Consider the following 22,638-nt stretch of genomic DNA (forward strand, 5'->3'; position numbering starts at 1 on the left):
TACAATGCAGCTGGAGCGGGCCCCAGTCTGCATTGTAGAGAGATCATCCGTAACCGAACGCCGTTTTTTAAGGCGTTATTTTGGAAGCTGATTCAGAGCGGCGCTGACCGACTGCGAAAAATTATAATTATTGGATGCATCCCAGTTGGTGGACCAGGTCATTGCACCGCGGAGGGTAGGATACTGTCTGGGCGGCTTATAGCTTCCGCCGCTCGCTGTTCCTTTGGCAAGGCAGTTTAAAGCGCTGTTTACAACAGAGGGGTCGACGTAACCGCTGCCGGCTCCGCTTCTGGAAGCGGGAAGCCCGAGCCCGACCTGGTCGGGACGGAGTCCGTTTTCCAGCTGGATTGCGGCCAGTGCGGTTAAGAAATCAACAGAACCCTGCGAGTAAACCTTGCCATCCTGACCGATCATCGAACCGGAATTATAGTACTGCGTGTTTACAACCGTCAGGATATCTTTGATATTTAACGCGAGTTTGAAGTAATTTGCATTCGGGTTCTGCATGTCCAATGTTTGGGGCGCCATAGCGATGATCAAGTTGGGACCCGCTTTTGCGGAAAGCTGACGGAGTGCGGAAGCCATGTAGGTGGGATCAATCCCGTTTTCCAGATCGATGTCTACACCATCAAAGCCGTATTCCTGCATCAGCGCGTAGGCGCTGTTGGCGAAATTCGCAGCGGCGGATTCGTTTGAAACGCTGATGGATCCTTTTTCTCCGCCGACGGAAAGAATCACTCTCTGGCCATTTGCCTTTTTCGCCGCGATGTCACTGATAAACTGCTGTTTTGTGTAGCCGCCGAGTTTGGAACTTAATGTGGAATCAAGATTGAAAGTGATTGCTCCGGGGGTAGAAGTGGAATCGGCAAATGCGACGGCAATCAGACCGTATTCTTTCGGAACATCGCTGATTTTTAAACATTTCGCGCCGTTGTCGAAATTCTGCCAATAGCCGGTTAAAACATGGGACGGAAGATTTACAGGAGGAACCGCCCCAATGATATAGGTGGCTGTTACAGTTGCAGAATCATTCATTCCCGCCTTAAAGGCTTTCGCTTTGACCGTTGTTGTGCTCGCTACCTGGATGGCTCCGCTGTATTGGGCGGAGGAAGAAGTCGGTTCCGTACCGTCCGTTGTGTACCGAATCACGGCATCGGCGGTGGCGCAGGAAATCGTTACATTCTGGGTGGAAGTATAATTCCCTGCCGCAGGACTGAAAGAGGGATCGGCGACGGTTTCCATTACAGGCCCGCCGTATTCGCTCCAAAGAGCGGGTACGTTCGAAGGCTCCCAGCCGACTAAGGATGTATGGGGTTGCAGACATTTATAGTTTTTTCCGTTGTAGGAAACCAGGTCCCCCGCCTTATACGGTGTGTTTGGCTGCCACGGGGAAACCTGCGTGCCGCCATTGATGACATACGCAGCCGTTGCTGTTGCGGAATCATTCATACCGGCCTTGAAAGCTTTTGCCTTTATCGTTGTAGTGGCTGATACCTTGATTGCCCCGCTGTATGGAGCGGAGGAAGAACTCGGTTCCGTACCGCCCGTTGTGTAGCGGACGGTGGCACCGGCGGTGGCGCAGGAAATTGTTACATTCTGGGCGGAAGTGTAATTCCCACCCGCGGGATTGAAAGAGGGATCTGCGACTGCTTCTGCTACAGGCCCGCTGTATTCACTCCAAAGGGCAGGTACATTCGCGGGCTCCCAGCCGACTAAAGATGTATGGGGTTGAATACATTTGTAATTTTTTCCGTTGTAGGAAACCAGGTCCCCCGTCTTGTACGGTGTGTTTGGCTGCCACGGTGAAATCTGGCCGCCGCCGTTGATGACATACGCCGCCGTTGTCGTTGCGGAATCGTTCATACCGGCTTTAAAGGCTTTTGCCTTTATGGTTGCCGTGGCCGATACCTGGATTGCTCCGCTGTATTGAGCGGAGGAAGAGGTCGGCTCCGTTCCGTCCGTGGTGTACCGGATGACGGCGCCGGAGGTGGCGCAGGAAATGGTAACGTTCTGTGCGGAAGTATAGGTTCCCCCCGCAGGGCTGAAAACCGGCGCCGCGACGGTGTCGGCAGGGGGGGAGTTGATAACATACGCCGCCGTTGCTGTTGCGGAATCGTTCATACCGGCTTTAAAAGCTTTTGCTTTTAGAGTTGCGGTGGCCGGTACTTTAATTGCTCCGCTGTATTGAGCGGAAGAAGAAGTCGGTTCCGTCCCGTCCGTCGTGTAGCGGATAACAGCGCCGGAGGTGGCGCAGGAAATGGTTACATTCTGTGCGGAAGTATAGGTTCCTCCCGCAGGGCTGAAAACCGGCGCCGCGACGGTGTCGGACGGCGGGGTTCCAATCAGCTTGCCGTAGGCCAGATTGGTCATTTCAAAATTATCCGTGTCCCCGCTGATGTCCCAGACGATTAATCCTCCGAAACCATTGTTGTTGATATAATCGCATCTTGCCGACAGCGAAGTCGTATCTTCGTAGCTTAGGAGAATACCCTGGCCGGCATTGTAAAGCCACGGCGTTTTTGCGTAATCGTCGCGGTATTTTACAAAACCGTTTGCGTTTTCCATCGTTTTCAGAGTAAAGTAGGGATATTGGCCGCCGGGCGACTGCGGATTATCCCAGGAACCGGTAACTGCGCCTGTGCCGGTGCCGAACATTCCGTTATTCCCGCCGGTAACTCCTTTCCACCCTCTGGAATAGTAGGGGGTTCCTGCATTTAATTTGCTGTTCGGAATTTTGTAAATCTCCGTCAGGTTTTTCATAGCCGCGTCGGTATTGTACCGGCCTTTAATGTCAACCGGAGAACTGCCCGCGGTATCGTTCGGATTCGCGTAAAGACCGGCGTGGTGCCCGGTTGTGGTTTCCCATGCGCCGTGGAAATCATAAGTCATTACGTTCAGCCAGTCGAGATACGGAGCGTACTGATCAGGCTCCTGAAGTTCCAGTTTGTCGTATCCGGCCGGGGCCGCAATGGTCAGAATTTTATCCGGCATGGCGCTGCTGTTGTACGCTTCACGGATTTCCTTCAGCAGAAGCGTGAAGTTATGCTTGTCCTCCGGTCCGCCGGGACAGCCTCTGTCGTACTGGTCATTCGGATCGGGTGCCCTGTTAATCCCCGGATACTCCCAATCGATATCAAAGCCGTCGATGAAAGGATATGTTTTTAAAAAGTCGATCAAACTCTTAACGAAGACGGCTCTGTTCGCAGCGGAGGAAGCCATTGAATGGAAGTTTTCTCCGCGTGTCCATCCGCCGATGGAGACTAGAATTTTAACATTCGGATATTTGCCTTTGTAATATTTGTATTCTCCGAAATGTCCGCGGAGCTGGTTGCTGTTCCAGCCTTCCGAGTGTTCCATCGTTTTGTCAAAATCCGCAAAAGTATCGATAGAAGCAAGCTTGTTGCTGGAATCTACCTCAAAAAATGCGTGATTGACGACGGTTATTTTATCCCAGGGCATCATACCGACGGTCATGGATTTGTGGGCTGCATTGTAAATTCCCCAGTTCGGGAAATAGACAATGATGTTTTTGCTTTTTGCAGCCGCTGCATAAGAAACTGGCAAGCATGAAATGACTAACGCGAGTGAAAGAAAAAGTACAGATAACTTCCTTAATTTTCTTTTCATTTGTAATTGCCTCCCCATTTCATTTTATATTTAATCCATACTCCTCAAGCTTTTCTGCACTTCGAATGCGCAGCCTCCTTGTTTTTAATATTTGGAATATGAATCAATATACGTCCTGAAAATAGAAATCGAGGATTCACGAAGGGGTGGTAACGGACTATGAGGTCGGCCAAAAATCTTGCCAGATAGGTTGCTGGTCGTGTAAAAGGGTCAATTTCTCAAATGCTAAGAGCAGTTTTGATTCCGAAAGGGCTGGCGGAATAAATGTTTTGTTATTTTAAACATCAGAGAAAAAATTTTCTCTAAAATTTAGTAAAAAAAATTCTGAAATCAATATTTTAAAACTTGTGAAAGAAAAGAATTAAAAATTATTGTTCAGAATTGCAAATATATATTAACATTTAATTCCATTTTTTACAATATATTCTGAATAAGTTTTTTAAGAAAAAATAATGAACCGAAAATGCTGCAAAAACAGTAAAAGAAATGAATTTGCTGGTAAGAAAAAATGACGTTAACGGAATTCCTTTTTGCATTGCAATTGAATGCTTACCATTGTTCCGTTTGCTTTTGCGTGCATTTTTTCGATACCAATGATTTTCTTATTCCCGGGAGGACAGACATCGATCGGGATGAACGGAGTGCTTTCCCTTCTGTATCTCGGAGTGCTCAGCACGGGGCTTGCTTTCCTGCTGCCAAATGCTTCCCAAACATTGACAACCTCTACAAGGACTGCGATAATATTATCCAGTGAGTCTGTTTTCGGATCGCTGGCCTGCATGATGCTGAATGCTTCAGCTGTGCAGGTTTTTTTGATATTTCATGATATAATTTTAAAGATTTTTAAGATTTTGAAAACTATTTTCCAATCTACAGCGTCTAATAGATGTACACAGCAAATTGATACGTATCAAAAATCAGGAGGGAGAGGTTCGTACGAATGGGAAAGAAAACAATTGAAATGCAAATTGCGGATTATGTAATGAAATATCAGGATAGCCATTACCGGTTGGCTTATAGTATAGTAAAAGATCCATACGACGCACAGGATATTGTTCAGGAGTCGATTACAAAAGCATTTTCCTCAAAGAAATCCCTGAAAGAGCCGGATTACATAAAAACATGGTTTTACCGGATTGAAGTAAATACTGCTTTGGATTTTCTCAGAAAGCGGAACAAAACGGTTCTGTCCGATGAGGAAATGCTTTCCGACCAGGATTCGGGGGAATGTGACCAGTACACGGATTTTGATCTGCGAAAGGCGTTGGAGGATTTGCCGGTCAGTTACCGAAGCGTTGTCGTTTTAAGGTACTTTGAAGACCTTAAAATTGAAGAAGTTGCAGAAGTATTAAATGAAAATGTGAATACCGTCAAAACAAGATTGTATAAGGCGCTTCAAAAGCTGCGCATAACGATGAATGATGCGAAGGAGGTTTAACAATGGGTAATCAAAAACTGGATCAGTTAAAGAAAGAATATATGGATACGCCGATCCCCCAGGAACTGGATTTTTTAGTGCGTAAGACCTTGAAAGAAAATGGAGTTTATTCTATTCCGAATAAGAAAGCTTTTCGAAGGCTCGGCGCGATCGCCGCGTCGATCGCAATTGTCTTCGGAATCTTTATCGTAGAAATCAATTCAAGCCCCGCTTTTGCCAAATCCATGTCGGAAGTTCCGGTAGTCGGAAATCTGGTGAAGGTATTGACTTTCCGGGAGTATACGGTAAAAGATGAAGGGTGTGATGCGGAAATCAAAGTGCCTCAGGTTCAGGGGCTGAAGGATAAAAAACTGGAAAACAGCATCAATGAAAAATACCTGAAAGAGGGGAAAGAGTTATATCAGGGATTTACCGCCGATATGGAAGAATTAAAGAAAAACGGCGGCGGCCACATGGGCATCAGCAGCGGCTATGAAGTAAAGACCGATACGGACAGGATCCTTTCCATAGGCCGTTATACGGTAAACACGGTTGGGTCATCCTCAACGCAAATGAAGTATGATACCATCGACAAGAAAAAGCAGGTTCTACTGACACTTCCAAGTCTTTTTAAAGACGATCAATATATTAAGGTCATCAGCGATAACATTAAAAAGCAGATGCGAGAGCAAATGAAGAAAGACAAAGATGTCACGTACTGGCTGGATGATCCGGAAATCGATCCAAGCGAACAGTTTAACCAGATTAAAAAAGACCAGAGCTTTTATATCAATAAGGATGGCAAGCTGATCATTTCCTTTGATAAATATGACGTTGCTCCCGGGTGTATGGGGGTTGTTGAGTTTACAATACCAACGGACGTTTTGTCCAATATATTAGTTGGAAACGAATATATCCATTAAGCTTTTGGAAATGAAAACCGCTGTCAGCACAATCGGTGCCGACAGCGGTTTTCTGTATAAATCAGGAGTGGAGCAATCATTTATAAAGCGGGCCGTAAGCGGCGCACGCCCGGTAATCCGCGTCTTCCGGGTTCTTTGTTCCGAATGCGGACCAGGCATGCGGGCGGTAAATCTCTTCATCGGGTACATTGTGCAGGGAAACGGGAATTCGCAGCATACTTGAGAGGGAGATTAAATCTTTTCCGATATGGCCATAGGCGAAAGCGCCGTGATTGGCTCCCCAGTTCGCCATAACGGAATAAACGTCCTTAAAAGCGCCTTTCCCGGTTAATCTTGGAACGAACCAGGTTGTCGGCCATGTCGGGTCGGTACGGCTGTCGAGTTTCTTGTGAATTTCGTCCGGAAGGACAACGGTATAGCCTTCGGCAATCTGAAGCACCGGCCCCGCACCGTCGATAATATTCACGCGCATAAGGGTAACGGGCATTTCCGCCTGTGTCTTAAAGTGCGAGGAGAATCCGCCGCCGCGGAAGTAGCCAAGATTCGCCGGGCACCAGTCTGTCGCTTTCGCCATGGCCTGAATGTCCTCGTCTGTGACGTTCCACCACTTTTTCATAACGCCCTTGTTCTGTTCGTCTTTGCAAACGCCGGTACCGTCGAGCGCGGCCGCTCCGGAATTAATTAAATGCATAAATCCGTTGGAAGCCATACCGGTTGGGCTTTTCCCCGTTACGCGCTTTACCGCTTCGGGGCTCCAATAGGTTCTTACGTCCGCGAACACACAGGCCGTTCCGGTCAGCAGCTTGCCGAAGAGCATAGCGGTTCCGTTGAGTCCGTCGTTCTCGGTTGCCAGCGTGATCGGCTGCCGTTTGCCGTTCCAGTCAAAGCTGGAGTTGAGGATTGCTTCGGTAAAATCACCGTTCGGAAGCCAGTCCGTCCACATCCGCTGTCCCTGGAAACCGCCGAGAATCGCATTCCGGCCGAGGGCTTCTTCGTGTCTTCCGATATCGTTCAGCTTTTCATTGCCGAGCAGGATGTCACGGCAGGCCAAAGTCATCTTTACAACGAATTCCCACTCTTTTTCCTTCTGCTCTTTGGAATTCGGGTGGGCGTTGTTGTCCGCGCCTTCCTTGCAGTTTGCTTTTGTCCAGGCAAGCGCCTTTTCATATTCTTCATGGTCGTAGATTCCGAGGTGAATTCTTCTCAGTATTTCGGTCATATCCACCCATTCCGCGCGGATGCCGAGATATTTCTGGAAGAAGTTCGCGTCGCAGTAAGAGCCGCCGATTCCCATGGCGACCGCGCCCAGCCCCACATAGGCTTTATTGCGCATTTGCCCGACCGCGGCGGCACAGCGGGCAAAACGGAGGATTTTTTCGGCGACGTCTTCGGGAATCGTTCGGTCATCCATATCCTGCACGTCCCGGCCGTAAATGGAAAAAGCCGGCAGGCCGCGCTGCGCGTGAGCCGCCATTGCCGCGGCCAGATAAACCGCGCCCGGGCGCTCCGTTCCGTTAAAGCCCCACACGGCTTTGACCGTGAGCGGGTCCAAGTCCATCGTTTCGCTTCCGTAGCACCAGCAGGGGGTTACGCTCAGGGTTGCACATACGTTTTGCCCGGAAAAATATTCCGCGCAACGGGCGGCTTCCGCGCCTCCGCCGATGGTGCAGGGGGAAACGACGCATTGCACGGGGGTGCCGTCCGCATAGGTTAAATTTTCTTCAATTAAAGCCTTTGCGGCGTTTGCCATGCCCATGGTCTGGTCTTCCAGGCTCTCGCGAATTCCGCCCCAGCGGCCGTCAATGATCGGCCGGATTCCGATTCTTGGATAATTCATATTGCTTTTCCTCCTAAATTATTTATCAGATTTACAGCCGTTCCAATTAGCGGCTGATTATTGTTCCGTTTTAAGTAATCGTCTAAATTTTTCGAAATTCTGCTCCCAAAGAGCGTGATTTTCAGGGAAATAGGCGACCGGCTCGAATGAATTTCGTATCTTCTTTCTTGCTTCGGAAAGATCGGGTATCAAGCCAAGCGCGATCAGCTGAACCGCCGCGTTTCCAAGCGCGGTTGCTTCCGTGGGGCCCGCGATTACTTTCCGGTTGGCTGCGCTGGCGGTCATCTGGCAGAGGAGCCGATCTTTTGTACCGCCGCCCGCCATGTAAATGCAGGAATACGCTTTGCCTGTGCAGTCCTGTATCTGTTCAAGCGTGTATTGGTATTTCATGGCGATACTTTCGTAAATACAGCGGACGATTTCCCCGTCGGTCCGGGGCACATATTGTCCTGTTTTTTGGCAGAAATCCCGGATTCTGCCGGGAATATCGCCCGGCTGTACAAAGACCGGCGAATCCGGGTCGATCAGGCAGGCAAACGGCTTGCTTGCCTTCGCCATTTGCTCCATGTCGGCGTAGGAATATGCTTTGCCCGTGCGTTTAAACTGGCGGCGGGTTTCCTGAATCAGCCACAGCCCGATAATATTTTTCAGAAAAGTAGTCGTTCCGCCGTAGCCGATCTCGTTGGTCAGATTACAGCGGCGTGATTTCTCATTGATGATGGGGAACGGTAATTCCGTTCCGAACAGCGACCATGTGCCGCAGGAAATAAAGATAAAGTCCTCTGTTTCAGCCGGAATGGCGGCCACGGCGCTGGCCGTGTCGTGGGAAGCCACGGAAATTACGGTTTTCGGTTCTGTTTCCAGTTCCCGGCACAGTTCCTCCGTGAGGGTCCCCACGACCGTTCCGGATTTCACGATCGGAGGGAATAAAGAAGGCCGAAGCTCAAGCTGTTCCATCAGCGCTGGATTCCATTGCTGATGTACCGGGTCCATGAGCTGCGTGGTGGAAGCAATGGAACATTCGGCGTATTTTTTGCCCGTCAGCATGAAATTGAATAAGTCTGGCATCAGAAGTACGGTTTCCGCACTGCGCAGGAGTTCCGGCCTGTTTTGAACGATGGAATAAAGCTGAAAGACGGTGTTGATTTCCATCAGCTGATTTCCCGTAAGCTGATACAAACGCTCCGCGCCGATCTTTTTGCAGACGGCGTCCATCATTCCTGCCGTACGGCGGTCGCGGTAGTGTACCGGGTTTTCCAAAAGAGTGCCTTCCTTGGAAAGCAGCCCGAAATCCACGCCCCAGGTGTCGATTCCAATACTGTCGAATCCGCCCGCGTTATTGGCCTGAACGATTCCCTGCTTGATTTCGTGAAAAAGCCGCAGAACATCCCAATAAAGTGTGCCGTGAACCATGACGGGTTCATTGTCAAACCGGTGGACTTCCTTCAGCTCGATTTTTTGCCCGTCGAAACGTGCCAGCATGGCTCTGCCGCTGGAACCGCCGAAATCAAAGGCAAGTACTCTCTTTTTTCCCATACACACGCCTCCTTTTGCGCCATGCATGCCTTACTTATTGTATTTTTTATAACCGGGGTGTCTGCCGGTCACATGGTAATAGGAAGTTCTTAATTCCAGAAGTTTCTTTATATTCTCCGGAGGAATTTCCTGCGCGCCGCCCAACAGATGCGCGGTCAGACTGATTTTTGCAAACAGTTCAAGCGTTTCCATCCGATAGTAAGCGGTAATCAAATCGGCTCCGACGGACAGCGCGCCGTGATTCTGAAGCAGCATGACATCGTGTTCTTTTAAATAGGGCGTAATGGCTTCCGGTACTTCCATGGTGGAAGGGGTTCCGTAAGGGGTAAGCGGAATGGAACCAATCGCGATGACGGTTTCAATCATGGAATATTCGTCCAGACTTTTGCCCGCAACGGCATATCCGGTTGCTGTCGGCGGATGCGCATGGAGTACCGCGCCGACGTCGTCCCTTTCTTCGTAGCAGCGCAGATGCATCTTGATTTCAGAGGAGGGACGGTATCCTTCCGCTCCCTCCAGAATTTCCCCTTTTGCGTTGATTTTGACAATCTTTTCCGGCGTAATAAAACTTTTGCTGATGCCGGTAGGGGTGGCAAGGAAACTGCCGTCTTCCAGTTTGACCGTTACGTTTCCGTCGTTTGCCGCTACCCAGCCCAACTGCCACATTTTGTGGCATATATCACAAATCTGCTCTTTTACCTGCTGAATTTCCATAAAAGCTCTCCTCATATATTCAAAATATTTATATACTTGCAGTTCAAATTATAAATAGACTGAAACGAAATGTAAATATTTTGCAATATTGTTGCAAATATTGACGGAATAAAGGTATAATTGTTTCATAATTATTCAAAATGTTTCATACGAAGCGAAAAGGAGTTCAAAGTTATGTTTGCGGAAGAGCGATGCGATAAAATTATGGCAATCCTGAGGGCAAAAAAGCATGTATCACTGGATTATCTGTCCGGTCAGCTCTATTGCAGTCCTGCAACCATCCGGCGCGACCTGATCGGTTTGGAAAACATGGGGCTGGTAATCCGCAAGCGCGGCGGCGCGGCTCTTGCCATGGGGGGAAACTGGGAATATTCCTACACGTTCCGCGATATGGAAAAGAAGGATGAAAAAACATATATCTGCACGCTGGCGGAAAATTTTTTAGCGGATGGTCTTTCTCTGTTTTTAGATTCCAGCACAACGGTGATGAATATCTGTCCCGTTCTGAAAAAATATAACAATTTGTCCGTAGCGACAAACGGGATTACAACCGCCCTCAGTTTAATCCAGAATGACTGCGCGGATACCTATATGGCGGGCGGACATGTAAAATACGGTTCAACCTCCATCGTCGGGGAACAGGCAAGCCACTTTTTCACCCAGTTTAAAGCGGATTTGGCGATCATATCCTGCCGGGGAATCGACCGGCAGGGTGTTTGCGAGGCGAATCAGCAGCAGGTTATGGTAAAAAAGCAGATGATGGAAAACGCGGAATCGACCATTCTGCTTTGCGACAGCAGTAAATTCAATCAGTCCTATTTCTTTCGGTTAAGCGGTTTTAAGGGGATCGACGCAATCCTTACGGAAAAGAAGCCGCCGGAGGACATTGCAAGGGCGGCGGCGGAAGCGTCGTGCGATATTTTGTTTGAATAGCATACAGCAATAAGAATGCCGGTCATCCGCGATGACGGGCATTCTTTAAACGATCTCTTCGCTGTTGCTGTAATCGCGGGGGGAGCATCCGTAAAATTTTTTGAACTTCTTGCTGAAATAAAACACGTCGGCATAGCCTACCATTTCCGCTACCTGTATGATTTTATAATCCCGCGTGTTGAGCAGCTCTTTTGCTTTTCCCATCCGCAAAGCGGTAATCGACTGTACGATGGACTGCCCGGTGACTTTTTTATAGACGCTTCCCATATAAGCGGGGTTAAGATTGAAAGATTCGGATATTTTCGATACGGAAAGTTCGGGTTCCGTGCAGTGCTGAGAAATATAATCGCTTATTTTCTTCACCAGAACGGCGTCCGACGGCATGGTGACAATATGTTCCATACATTGCAGGCCGTAGGAGACGACGGTTTCCAGAAGTGCCTGCAAAGAATAGCCCTCATCGATTAGTTCTCTGGCAAAGGCGTTTAAATTTTTTGCCGGAAGGAATACTTCATGGGAGTTCACACTGTAAATAATCAGAATTTCCGTTACAATCAGGCTGAGCTGGTTGTGGTTCCCTGATTCCCGGATATCGTCAAATAAATTTTTCAGCAGTTTTTCCAGATTTGTCCGATCTTTTGCATTCAGGCAAAGGATAATGTTTTGCCGCAGGGACAAAAAGGCCTTTTTATCGATTTTGTAAATTTCACTGCTTTTCTGCCGGACCAGTTTCTTTTCCGTGTAGAAGTACCGTTTTGTCAGGTCGTCCAAAACCAGCTGATATTGTGCTGCCCAAACGGACTGAATCGGGAAAGGTTCCCCGAAAGACAGAAAGATATAATCTGTAAATTGGTTCAGAAATTCGCTGCAAAGCGCGAAAATATCCTCAGACTCGCTTCCCTTTTCAAAACAGAACTGAACGACTGCGGTGTGCTCATTTTCCTGAAAGTATTCAAAGGCGATGCCGCTGCCATTGATCTTTTTACAAAACAGTTCCATACAGGCTTTGATCTCTTCATAACAGTAAATCCCCAGAAAACAGCAGAAGCGGAAAGAGGAAAAATCCGGATATGCCTGGAACAGTTCGCGGACTTCTTTCCCGCCGGTGGCCACTTTGTAAACAAAGGAGCGCCGCAGGTATTGATTGTATTTTTTGATTCCCTCCCGGCTTTTCAGCGACGACAGGATGTTATCCCGGCAGGAGATCAGGGCGCTGTCCAGACTGGGCTTGTCAATGGGTTTTAACAGATAATTTACCGCCTGGCACTTAATCGCCTTTTGCGCGTACGCAAAGTCATTGTATCCGGAAAGAAAAATGATTTTCGTGTTGATGCCGTGTTCGTATATGTATTCCAGAACCTCCATGCCGGACTTTACCGGCATTTTAATATCCAGCAGAAGGATATCGACAAGATGGCTCGTGACAAAATCAATGACTTCCTGTCCGTTTTCGGCTTCCCCGACGCATCGGAGTTCCAGTTTGTCCCAGTCGATAATGCGCTTCAGGCGCTGACGGATAAAGAATTCGTCGTCCGCTATGAAAACATTCAGCACGGCTGTTACACCTCCTTTGCAATTTCAAGCGTAATTGTACAGCCTTTGTCAGCGTTTTGTTTGATTTTCAAGCCGTATTGGTCGCCATAATACAGTTTGATCCGCTGGTCTACATTTTTCAGCCCGAAATGACTGTTCTGCTCTTCCCAGATTTCCTGAATCCTTTTTTCGGAAATCCCGACCCCGTTATCGCAAACGGTGAAAAGAATTCCGTTTTCCGATTCCGCAATATCGATTTTGATGATGCCGGTCTCGTAAATTTGCGAAATCCCGTGGTAAATGCTGTTTTCAACAATTGGCTGTAACAGAAGCTTCAGGCAGGGGGACGTTTTTAAGGAATCCGGGCAGGAAATGGTGAATTCGAATTTATTAAAATAACGGATGCGCATAATATTCAAATAGGCGGTTGTAATGGAAATTTCGTCCTGTATCGTTACAAAGAAACTTCCCTTGCTTAAGGTTTCCCGATAAAATTTGGAAAGGTTCATGACCACTTCGATCAGCGTTTCGTTTTCATTGATTTCGGCCAAAGAACAGATATTATCGAGTGTGTTATATAAAAAATGCGGATTTACCTGTTCCTGCAATAAGTCCAGGGAAAGCTTCTGCTTCATTTTCTGTTCTTTCAGCAGGTTGTCCTTCAGGTTCGCCTGGGCGACGAGCATTTCGTTGAACCGGTTGAACAGAAAGCCGATTTCATTCTGTTCGGTATGGTTGGGAACGGGTTCCCACTGGCCCTGAATGACCTTTTGAATATGTAGGATGAGCTGATCAATCGGCGATGTAATCGTCCGGGCGATTTTGTGCGACAGGATGGTGCAGATTACAACACCGCACGCAGCAATGAAGACAGACAGGAAAATAAGGAAGTAAATCGGCTGCAAAAAGATGCTGCCGCCGACCTGGGTAATGATATACCAGTTCAGTTTCTGAAAATATTTGTAAAAGACAATTTTATTATTGATAAAATAAAACCCGGATTTGTTTTTATAAAGCGCGTTATCCAGATTTGGGTAGACGGAATACATGGGGTACAGGCCGTCCGTGCTTTGAACGGAACCGGTTGAATCAATGATGCAGGTATTATTTTCGTTTTCCGTATTCTGATAAATATCGGAAATGGAGGTTTCCGGTATGGATATTTCAATATAACCCAACATTTTTCCGGTGCTGTAACTGTAAAATCGCTGTACAAGCATCAAAACCGGTATTTTTTGATTCCGGTCAGAAATGGATGTCTTCCGCGCGGAAAGCCAGATGCGGTCGGACGGAATTTCAATGCCGCTCAGGCTGTCTTCGTTTGTCGGAACTTCGGTGGAAGCGATTAACTGTTTTGACTGGCTGTATACATTCACGCCGTAGATAAAGGAGGTTGACTGAATAATCGTGTTCAGCTCATCCTTCAGCCGCATTTGATCCAGTTCGCTGAATTTTTGTTTTTTGGTGTTATATTTGTTGGTAGCGTCCTGTACCGCTGCATTCACAATGATACTTTTCGTATAGTTGTCGACGGACGTCAGAAAAAAATCCAGCTGGCTGTTGATATGATCGAGATTTTGGATGGAGGATTTTGTTTCCAGATCCATTACTTTTGTAAAAATGATACTGCATGTGGCGATGGAAATGAGCAGAATAATAGCGGATGAAATGGCAAACATGCTCCCAAAAATCTGCTTATTCAGAGGCATTCCCTTCATTTTCGCGGGGATTTTCATAATGTCCCTCCTCTTGGCTTGTCTGCATTATTTTAACATGTTTTTTGAAATTGAGTTGCAATTATGAATAAATAATTCGATTATTTTGAACAGATTTTAAAGATTATATGAAAAAAGTACAAATTAAAAGGAAATTGTCCATGTCTTTCATAGTACGTTATTGCTATGATAAAGTCCAGAGGAAGGTAAAGGCAGTCCTCAATAAAAAACGGAGGTAGCGTTATGAAAAGGTTGATATCCCTATTTCTCGCAGTTGCGCTTTGCGTGGGTATGACGGCGTGTTCCGGAAGCACCGGAAGCCAAAGCGGCAGCAGCAATTCCGATGGGAAAAAAGTTGAGATCCGGCTTCTAACCAGAATGGCCGGTACAACCAAACAGGTTGAAATTTTTAAAGACATTATCAAAGAGTTTGAAAGCAAGCATCCGGATGCCAAGGTTATTGATGAGTCACAGGGTGACGAATCGTCCTTTAACAATAAGCTGAAGACGGATCTTTCTTCCGGAACACTCCCGAATATTTTCCGTATTCAGGGTGTTGCGAATCTGGGCGAATATATCGACAACGGTCTGATTATGGATCTGGATCCGGTTTTGAAGGCAGACCCGGAATGGAACAAATTCGTTCCCGGTGCGCTTTCCTACTATCAGGTTCCCGGCCATAACGGAACCTATGCGATTCCGATGGAATCCGGCTTAATCGGCGTTTATTACAATGAGGCTCTCTTTAAGAAGGCCGGAATCGACTCCTTCCCGGAGACATGGTCTCAGTTTAAAACAGCGATTCAGAAATTAAAGGCAATCAATGTAACCCCGATCGCTTTGGGCGCAAAGACAACGTATATGGCCGGCCATCTCCACGACCAGATTTTCTACAAGTGGATGGGAACCGAAGCCGCCAAAAAGCTTGGTTCAAGAGACATGAAATGGACGGACCCGGATGTTGTGAAATCCCTGGGCTTTGTAAAGGAACTCAATGATATGGGTGCGTTCCCGTCCGGAGCGGCCGGTATCAGCGACGATATCGTACTGTCCCAGTTCCAGAAGGGCCAGGCGGGCATGATTATTACCGGCACGTGGAATATCAGCAATTTCACAAACAAAAAAGACTGCCCGGCCGCAGACGATATTAAAGTTGCGAAGTTCCCGTCTTTCGATGAAAAACCGCAGTACAAGAATGAAGATATGCAGGTTATCAGCCCGTACATGGTGAACGGGAAACTGACCGGAAAAGATAAGGATTACACAATCGAATTACTAAAAATGCTTACTTCGAAGGATGCCGCGAAGCGCTTTGCGGAAGAGGCTTCTTTCCTGATTCCAAGAACGGATGTTACGCTTGATACCCAAAAGGTAAACCCGCTGCTCCTGAAAAACGTAGAGCTTGGGAAGACCTCCACGGGTATTGCCGTTGATGTTTTTGACTTCGATCCGCTTGCATCCATGCAGGATACAACAAGAAACGCGATCGTAAGCATGTTGGTTGGCAGTTCTCCTGAACAGGCGGCTCAGCAGATACAGTCCGAAATTGACAAGTCGAAATAAGCAGCCTGTAATGTTTTAAAGAGTAATTCCAGAGATGCGAGTCTCTGGAATTCCCTTTAATAGGAGGAAATGAAGATGATTTATTTAAAATCAAGAAAAGACAAATTCAAAATCTTTTTGTTTATCGTACCGGCGCTTGTGCTCTATGTTCTGTTCCAGATCGTTCCGATGATCGGCGCTTTCTACTTTTCCGTTGCGGACTGGAATGGAATTGCGGGCACCGCCATTAAAATGGTCGGCTTAAAAAATTACATAGCCGTTTTTAAAGATCCCGGATTTCTGATTTCCTTGCAGAATATGGGAAAAATGGTTTTCTTCAGCGTGCTTTTTCACACCCCGATTGCCCTTTTGCTCGCCGTTGCCATCAATACCAAATGCAGGGGCTACCGCTTTTACAAGGCTGTGTATTTTGTCCCTACCGTATTTCCGCTGACGGCGGTTGGCCTGTTATGGTACTTTATTTTTATGCCCAACGGCTCTTTTAACACTCTTCTGACGAACATGGGACTTTCCCAATTTGTTACTCCCTGGCTTATTAACACTTCGACAGCAATGAATACGATCATATTCGTTAACATATGGGCAGGAGTCGGTTATTACATGGTTATTTTAATAGCCGGACTGACGACGATTCCGGACGATATTTATGAAGCGGCTCAAATTGACGGCATTACCACGGTGAAAAAATTCTTTCTCATAACGGTTCCCATGCTGAAACCGATTATCAGCATGTGTATCGTAATGGATATTATCGGAACGGTTAAGGTGTTTGACTTGATCTTCGTCATGACGGAGGGCGGCCCGAACGGCCTGACGAATCTGCCGACAACGCTGATGTATTATGAAGCTTTCCGTTACGACCATTACGGAATCGGCAGTGCGATCGGTATTATTATCTTCTTGATCGCGCTGGTTCTGACGGTTGGCAGCGAGTATTTAACCAGCCGGACGGAGAATTGATTGGGAGGTTAAAGAAATGAATCATACAAATTACAAAGGCAGGAAAGCTTTGGGCAAGGTCGGCCTGTTTACGTTTTTAACCGCAATGGCGCTGATGTTTATTTGCCCGATGGTCTTTACCGTGTTTTCTTCTTTTAAGGACAACACCGAAATTTTCGGCGATCCCTTTTCCCTGCCGAAAACGTTTCGGTTCAGCAATTATGTGGAAGCGTGGAACGGCGCAAATATGAGCACCTACTTCATAAACAGCCTGGTGATTTCGATTGCGACGGTTGTGATTTTGGCGGTGGTGTCCTCCATGGCGGCCTATGCGCTTTCCCGGTTCAATTTAAAATGCGGGAAAGCGCTGACAATCTTTTTCCTCGCGGGCATGATGATACCGATTCATACTATACTGGTGCCGGTTGCCTACATAATTGGCAAATTCAACTTAAAGAACAACTTGGTTGCGCTGGTGCTGATTTACGTTGCTTTTTCCCTTTCCTTCAGCATTTACGTTCTCGCGCGCTTCATGAAGGGGATCAACCGGTCTCTTGAAGAAGCGGCGATTATCGACGGCGCCGGTTATTTTCAGATTTACACGCGGATTATGCTTCCGCTGACGGTTCCGGCAATTTCCACGGTTTCCATCTTCAACTTTTTGGGAGCATGGAACAATATCCTGTTCCCGCTTCTCTTTATCAATGACGATAAGCTCAAGCCGATTGCCCTTGGTCTTTTAAACTTTAACGGAGAAAGAGGTTCCGCCTACGGCCCGCTTATGGCCGCCATCGTTATCACGGTTTTCATTCCGATGGTAATCTATCTGCTGTTCCAGGAAAAAGTGGAAAGCGGACTTGCTGCGGGCGCGGTAAAGGAATAAACGAGCAGGAAAGGAGAAAAAACAATGGGCGAATTACGATTCAGGCAGATTCACCTCGATTTTCATACAAGCGAATATATCCCCAATGTGGCGAAAGATTTTTGTGCCGAAGATTTTGTGCGGACGCTGGAACAGGCAAACGTCGATTCCATTACATGCTTTGCCCGGTGCCATCACGGGTGGCTTTATTACCCGTCTAAAAAGTTTCCGGAACTGATTCATCCTTCGCTGACCAACCACAATCTTCTTCCGGAACAGATTGAAGCCTGCCACAGGCATAATATCAAAGTTCCGATTTACACAACGGTGCAGTGGGACGGGCGCGTCATGCGCGAGCATCCGGAATGGCTGGCGGTGGACGCGGACGGGGAATACATTGACACGCAGGGCGTTCCCAAACCGCATTTTTATTACACGATTTGTCTGAACAGCGGATACAGGGCGTTCTTTAAGGAACATTTGCAGGATATTATCGATGTGATCGGTGCGGAAAACATCGACGGATTTTTCATGGATATTCTGTTTAAAACGGACTGCGACTGTCCGCACTGTCAGGCGAAAATGAAGCCGCTCGGGTACGACCATACGAAAAAATCCGACAGGCTTGCGTATTCCCTTCACATGCTGGAAGAGTTCAAAACGGAAATTACCGCCTTTATCCGCGACCGGGTTCCGAAAGCAGAAATCTTCTACAATAGTTCCCATGTAGGCCCCGCTTCCAGAAACAGCTTTAAAGACTACACGCATCTGGAGCTGGAATCTCTGCCGAGCGGAGGCTGGGGGTATGACCATTTCCCGGCGACCGCCCGTTATGCCCGGACGCTGGGCAAGGATTTTATCGGGATGACCGGCAAATTCCACACCTACTGGGGCGATTTTCACTCCCTAAAAAATAAGGCCGCCCTTGAGTTTGAATGCTTCAATATGCTTGCGATGGGTGCGGGCTGCTCGATCGGCGACCAGCTCCATCCTTCGGGCAGGCTTTCGAAAGGCTCCTATGACCTGATCGGGCATGTTTATTCGCAGGTCAAAGCGAAGGAGCCTTACTGCAAAAGAGCCGTCCCCAAAGCGGAAATCGCTGTTTTAACGCCGGAGGAATTTTACACGGAGGAAGAACATGACCTTGGGCTTCCTCCGGCACTGGTCGGGGCTGTCCGGATGCTTCAGGAGCTTTCCTATCAGTTTGACATCATTGACAGCACAACGCCGATGGATTCGTATTCGCTGATTCTTCTTCCGGATGATATCCTTTTCCGCAAGGACGTGGAGGAGAAGCTGAAAGCCTACATCGCGAAAGGCGGAAAGGTAATCGGCACGTATCATTCCTGTCTGGACACGGAAAACGGTTCGGACAGTATTTACGGGGTATCCTATGAACGGGAGTCGCCGTATTACAGGGATTTCATTCTGCCGAATGATACAATCGGCAAAGAGCTGAACCGTGAGGAATATGTCATGTACCTTCGTGCGGCACAGACGCGGGTAAAAGACGCCGAGGTGCTGATGGACAGCATTCAGCCTTACTTTAACCGCGAGGGGAAAACGTTCTGCTCCCATCAGCACGCGCCCTCTTCCGGCAGGAAAGGATATGCGGCGGCAACAAGAAAAGGCAATGTGATTTACTTTGCGCATCCGGTTTTCCGCATCTACCGTAAAAACTGCGCAAACTGGTGCAAGCAGATTATGAAGGACGCCATTGCGCTTTTGCTTCCGCAGAAACTGGTGTCGCACAACGGGCCGTCCACCATGATTACTTCCCTGAACCGGCAGGAAAGCCAAAACCGCGATATCCTTCACGTGCTTCATTATATTACGGAAAAACGGTCGGAGGACATCTATACGATTGAAGATATTCTTCCTTTATATGATGTTTCCTTTCAGCTGTTTGTCGGGGAAAAGAGGGTGCAGTCTGTTCAGACTGTGCCGGAAAATACGCCCGTTCCGTTTGAACAGAAGGACGGAACCCTGAACTTTACCCTTCCAAAAATTGAGGGCCATACGCTGGTGGATATTCAGTATTAGCGGATGCGCAAAAAGAAGTTGACAACGAAGTCTGTAACTGATAAAATAGAATCAACCTGAGGGAGTAGTTTACTTACGTTTTTGCGTATGTGCCAAGTCAACATACATGGCCGATTCGGTCTGGCTTGTCTTAATGAACGAGACTCATGCATAACTTACATAGTTGTGCATGAGTCTTTTTTTATATATTCAATTCAATTTGGAAGGAAGAAACGAATGAAGTTTTATTTAGAAGACACGGAAAAGGTATTTCGGCATTTGAACAGCAGTGAAGAGGGGTTGTCGGGAGCACAGGCGCAGAAGCGTTTGCAGGCAAACGGAAAAAACAAGCTGGCGGAAGGGAAGAAAGAATCCGTTGTGAAACGGTTTTTCCAGCAGCTTTTAGAGCCAATGACCGTCATCCTGATTGTTGCCGCGGTGATTTCCGCGATTACTTCTGCTTACGCGAATGAATCCTCGGCCGATGTGTTTATCATAATGTTCGTGGTGCTGATTAACGCGATACTGGGTGTTTATCAGGAAAGCAAGGCGGAAAAGGCAATTGAAGCGCTGCAGGAGATGGCCGCTGCAACAACCAAAGTCCTTCGCGACGGTTCTGTGGCGGATATCAGAAGCGAAGATTTGGTTGCGGGCGATGTTGTTATTCTGGAAGCCGGCAACGCCGTTCCGGCGGACTGCAGAATTATTGAAAGCGCCAGCATGAAAATTGAAGAGGCGGCTTTAACGGGCGAGTCCGTGCCGGTCAATAAATTTGTCGATACCCTGTACTTAAATAACGAAAAAGAAGTCCCGCTCGGGGACCGGAAAAATATGGCGTACATGGGCAGCACGGTGGTATACGGCCGCGGCAGGGCGGTTGTGGCTGCAACCGGCATGGACACGGAAATGGGCAAGATCGCGGATGCCCTTGCGAACGCGAAACAAGGCGAGACGCCGCTTCAGATCAAGCTGAATCAGTTAAGCAAAGTATTAACCTACCTTGTGGTTGGAATCTGTATCTTTATCTTTGCGTTCAGCCTGCTGAAAGAAGGAAATTTCAGCGGAGAGGTTGTTTTGAATACCTTTATGGTGGCGGTAAGCCTTGCCGTTGCGGCGATTCCGGAAGGCCTTGCCACCGTGGTGACCATTGTCCTTTCTATTGGCGTTACAAACATGTCGCGGAGGAATGCGATCATCCGGAAATTAACGGCGGTGGAAACGCTGGGCTGCGCCCAGATTATCTGCTCCGATAAAACCGGAACGCTGACGCAGAACAAGATGACGGTTGTGGAGCACTACGGGGACGATGAGCGCCTTCTTGCTACAGCAATGGCGCTGTGCAGCGACTCCGAGCTGAACGAAGAAGGAGAGGTAAAAGGGGAGCCGACGGAAAACGCCTTGGTGAATTACGCGAACTCCTTATCTCTGAAAAAATATGAATTGAAAGTGAAAACGCCCCGCATCGGGGAAGCTCCGTTCGATTCCATGCGCAAAATGATGTCTACGGTGCATGCGGTAGAAAATGAATTTATTCAGTACACCAAGGGCGCTCCGGATGAAATCCTGAAAAAATGCACCCATATTCTTCAGAACGGCAAGGCGGTTCCGCTTACAAAAGAGCTTCGTTCCGATGTGCTGGCGGAAAACAAGAAAATGGCGGACAAAGCGCTTCGTGTTTTAGGCGCCGCCTATAAAACCCATCCGCAGGCTCCGGCTTCCTTCGAACCGGAATTTTTGGAGAAAGAGCTTACCTTCATCGGCCTTGTCGGGATGATTGACCCGATCCGCCCGGAAGTGGTTGACGCGATAAAAGAGTGCAAGGAAGCAGGCATCCGTCCCGTGATGATTACGGGCGATCATAAAGACACGGCGGTGGCCATCGCGACCCAGCTCGGCATTATAACCGACGCTTCGCAGGCGCTGACCGGCATGCAGCTCGATGATATCGGGGATGAAGAATTCAACCGGGATATCGAAAAATACGCCGTCTATGCCAGAGTTCAGCCCGAGCATAAGGTGCGTATCGTTAACGCGTGGAAAAAGAAGGGCATGGTCACCGCCATGACCGGTGACGGAGTGAACGACGCCCCTTCGATTAAAAGCGCGGATATCGGTATCGGCATGGGGATTACCGGTACGGACGTCACCAAAAACGTTGCGGATATGGTTTTGGCGGACGATAACTTCGCAACGATCGTTTCGGCGGTTGAGGAAGGCCGGATTATCTACGACAATATCCGAAAGTCGATTCAGTTCCTGCTTTCGTCCAACCTTAGCGAGGTAATTTCCGTATTTGTGGCGACAATCCTTGGATTTACCATTTTAAAACCCGTGCATCTTCTCTGGATTAACCTGATTACGGACTGTTTCCCGGCTCTGGCATTGGGAATGGAGCACGGGGAGAAGGACCTGATGTCCCGTAAACCAAGGGACCCGAAAGCCGGAATTTTTTCAGACAGTCTTGGCTGGGATGTGCTGTATCAGGGCATTATGGTTTCCTGTGTTACGCTTGCCGCCTATTTCATCGGCCATTTCATGGAGAACGGCCGGTGGGAGATTATGAACAGCCCGGACGGAGTTACCATGGCGTTTCTTACGATGTCCATGGCGGAAATCTTCCATTCGTTCAATATGCGCTCACAGCGCGGCTCCATTCTGACGATTCCATACCAGAATCCTTTCCTGATCTGGGCAATGATCGGTTCCCTTCTTCTTACAACCGCAGTGATTTCTATTCCGGCGCTCTCCATAGCGTTTGGGTTTGAGGAAATATCCATTGTAGAATATTCCGTGGCGCTTGCTCTCGCTTTTTCTGTTATTCCGATTGTAGAAATTGTAAAGCTGTTTAAACGGAAATTATCCTAAACACAGACAAATCAGAAACCGGATATTTACAGTGCCGCAGGATAACAAGGCTGTATCTCATTAATGGAGATGCAGCCATATTTCTTTGTCCATATCTACAAGTTTTTATAGCAGATTTGTTGCTGAAATAAACAGGGCGTAAGGCTTAAAAA

Annotated in this window: 15 protein-coding genes; 9 read left to right on the plus strand and 6 right to left on the minus strand. The window is 47.8% G+C overall.

What is annotated here, in order from left to right; translation table 11 throughout:
* Positions 1 to 75 precede the first annotated feature (75 nt).
* Positions 76 to 3,627: a glycosyl hydrolase family 18 protein gene (locus tag OUY18_RS01170; protein ID WP_268056872.1), complete on the minus strand. Its 3,552-nt coding sequence runs from the start codon at positions 3,625 to 3,627 to the stop codon at positions 76 to 78.
* Positions 3,628 to 4,172: 545 nt separating this feature from the next.
* On the opposite strand from OUY18_RS01170, the gene OUY18_RS13835 reads away from it, so the two are divergent.
* The 3 genes from OUY18_RS13835 to OUY18_RS01180 are packed head-to-tail and all read left to right on the plus strand — an operon-like array spanning position 4,173 to position 5,967.
* Positions 4,173 to 4,610, plus strand: a complete 438-nt coding sequence (locus OUY18_RS13835) for an EamA family transporter (protein ID WP_419196104.1) — start codon at positions 4,173 to 4,175, stop codon at positions 4,608 to 4,610.
* Positions 4,568 to 5,065: an RNA polymerase sigma factor gene (locus OUY18_RS01175; protein WP_268056873.1), complete on the plus strand. Its 498-nt coding sequence runs from the start codon at positions 4,568 to 4,570 to the stop codon at positions 5,063 to 5,065. Before OUY18_RS13835 ends, OUY18_RS01175 begins: the two co-directional genes overlap by 43 nt.
* Positions 5,066 to 5,067: 2 nt before the next feature.
* Positions 5,068 to 5,967: a DUF3298 and DUF4163 domain-containing protein gene (locus OUY18_RS01180; protein WP_268056874.1), complete on the plus strand. Its 900-nt coding sequence runs from the start codon at positions 5,068 to 5,070 to the stop codon at positions 5,965 to 5,967.
* A 76-nt stretch (positions 5,968 to 6,043) separates the two neighbouring features.
* Here OUY18_RS01180 and OUY18_RS01185 read toward each other — a convergent pair whose 3' ends face one another.
* The 3 genes from OUY18_RS01185 to OUY18_RS01195 are packed head-to-tail and all read right to left on the minus strand — an operon-like array spanning position 6,044 to position 10,054.
* Positions 6,044 to 7,804, minus strand: coding sequence for an L-fucose isomerase (locus OUY18_RS01185; RefSeq protein WP_268056875.1), 1,761 nt, complete (start codon positions 7,802 to 7,804; stop codon positions 6,044 to 6,046).
* A gap of 57 nt (positions 7,805 to 7,861) precedes the next feature.
* Positions 7,862 to 9,340 (minus strand): rhamnulokinase, encoded by a 1,479-nt coding sequence (locus OUY18_RS01190; protein ID WP_268056876.1) that lies wholly within the window; start codon positions 9,338 to 9,340, stop codon positions 7,862 to 7,864.
* Positions 9,341 to 9,370: 30 nt separating this feature from the next.
* On the minus strand, positions 9,371 to 10,054 hold the full coding sequence (locus tag OUY18_RS01195; RefSeq protein ID WP_419196105.1) for a class II aldolase/adducin family protein: 684 nt from the start codon (positions 10,052 to 10,054) through the stop codon (positions 9,371 to 9,373).
* A 174-nt stretch (positions 10,055 to 10,228) separates the two neighbouring features.
* Here OUY18_RS01195 and OUY18_RS01200 point away from each other — a divergent pair, with 174 nt between their 5' ends.
* Entirely contained in the window at positions 10,229 to 10,987 is a 759-nt protein-coding gene (locus OUY18_RS01200) for a DeoR/GlpR family DNA-binding transcription regulator (RefSeq protein WP_268056878.1), read from the plus strand.
* Positions 10,988 to 11,032: 45 nt separating this feature from the next.
* On the opposite strand, the gene OUY18_RS01205 is transcribed toward OUY18_RS01200, so the two are convergent.
* Positions 11,033 to 12,541, minus strand: coding sequence for a response regulator (locus OUY18_RS01205; RefSeq protein WP_268056879.1), 1,509 nt, complete (start codon positions 12,539 to 12,541; stop codon positions 11,033 to 11,035).
* A 5-nt stretch (positions 12,542 to 12,546) separates the two neighbouring features.
* Positions 12,547 to 14,256, minus strand: coding sequence for a sensor histidine kinase (locus OUY18_RS01210; RefSeq protein ID WP_268056880.1), 1,710 nt, complete (start codon positions 14,254 to 14,256; stop codon positions 12,547 to 12,549).
* Between the two features lie 222 nt (positions 14,257 to 14,478).
* On the opposite strand from OUY18_RS01210, the gene OUY18_RS01215 reads away from it, so the two are divergent.
* The 5 genes from OUY18_RS01215 (at position 14,479) to OUY18_RS01235 (ending at position 22,486) form a co-directional block, all read left to right on the plus strand.
* Positions 14,479 to 15,798, plus strand: a complete 1,320-nt coding sequence (locus OUY18_RS01215; RefSeq protein WP_268056881.1) for an ABC transporter substrate-binding protein — start codon at positions 14,479 to 14,481, stop codon at positions 15,796 to 15,798.
* 75 nt (positions 15,799 to 15,873) lie between these two features.
* Positions 15,874 to 16,758, plus strand: coding sequence for a carbohydrate ABC transporter permease (locus OUY18_RS01220; RefSeq protein ID WP_268056882.1), 885 nt, complete (start codon positions 15,874 to 15,876; stop codon positions 16,756 to 16,758).
* Positions 16,759 to 16,774: 16 nt separating this feature from the next.
* On the plus strand, positions 16,775 to 17,620 hold the full coding sequence (locus tag OUY18_RS01225) for a carbohydrate ABC transporter permease (RefSeq protein ID WP_268056883.1): 846 nt from the start codon (positions 16,775 to 16,777) through the stop codon (positions 17,618 to 17,620).
* A gap of 24 nt (positions 17,621 to 17,644) precedes the next feature.
* Complete coding sequence (locus OUY18_RS01230) at positions 17,645 to 19,642, plus strand: alpha-amylase family protein (protein ID WP_268056884.1); 1,998 nt, start codon at positions 17,645 to 17,647, stop codon at positions 19,640 to 19,642.
* A gap of 216 nt (positions 19,643 to 19,858) precedes the next feature.
* Positions 19,859 to 22,486 (plus strand): cation-translocating P-type ATPase, encoded by a 2,628-nt coding sequence (locus tag OUY18_RS01235; RefSeq protein ID WP_268056885.1) that lies wholly within the window; start codon positions 19,859 to 19,861, stop codon positions 22,484 to 22,486.
* Positions 22,487 to 22,638: the final 152 nt, after the last annotated feature.

It is taken from the genome of Caproiciproducens galactitolivorans, assembly GCF_026672255.1.
Lineage (GTDB): Bacteria > Bacillota > Clostridia > Oscillospirales > Acutalibacteraceae > Caproiciproducens > Caproiciproducens galactitolivorans_A.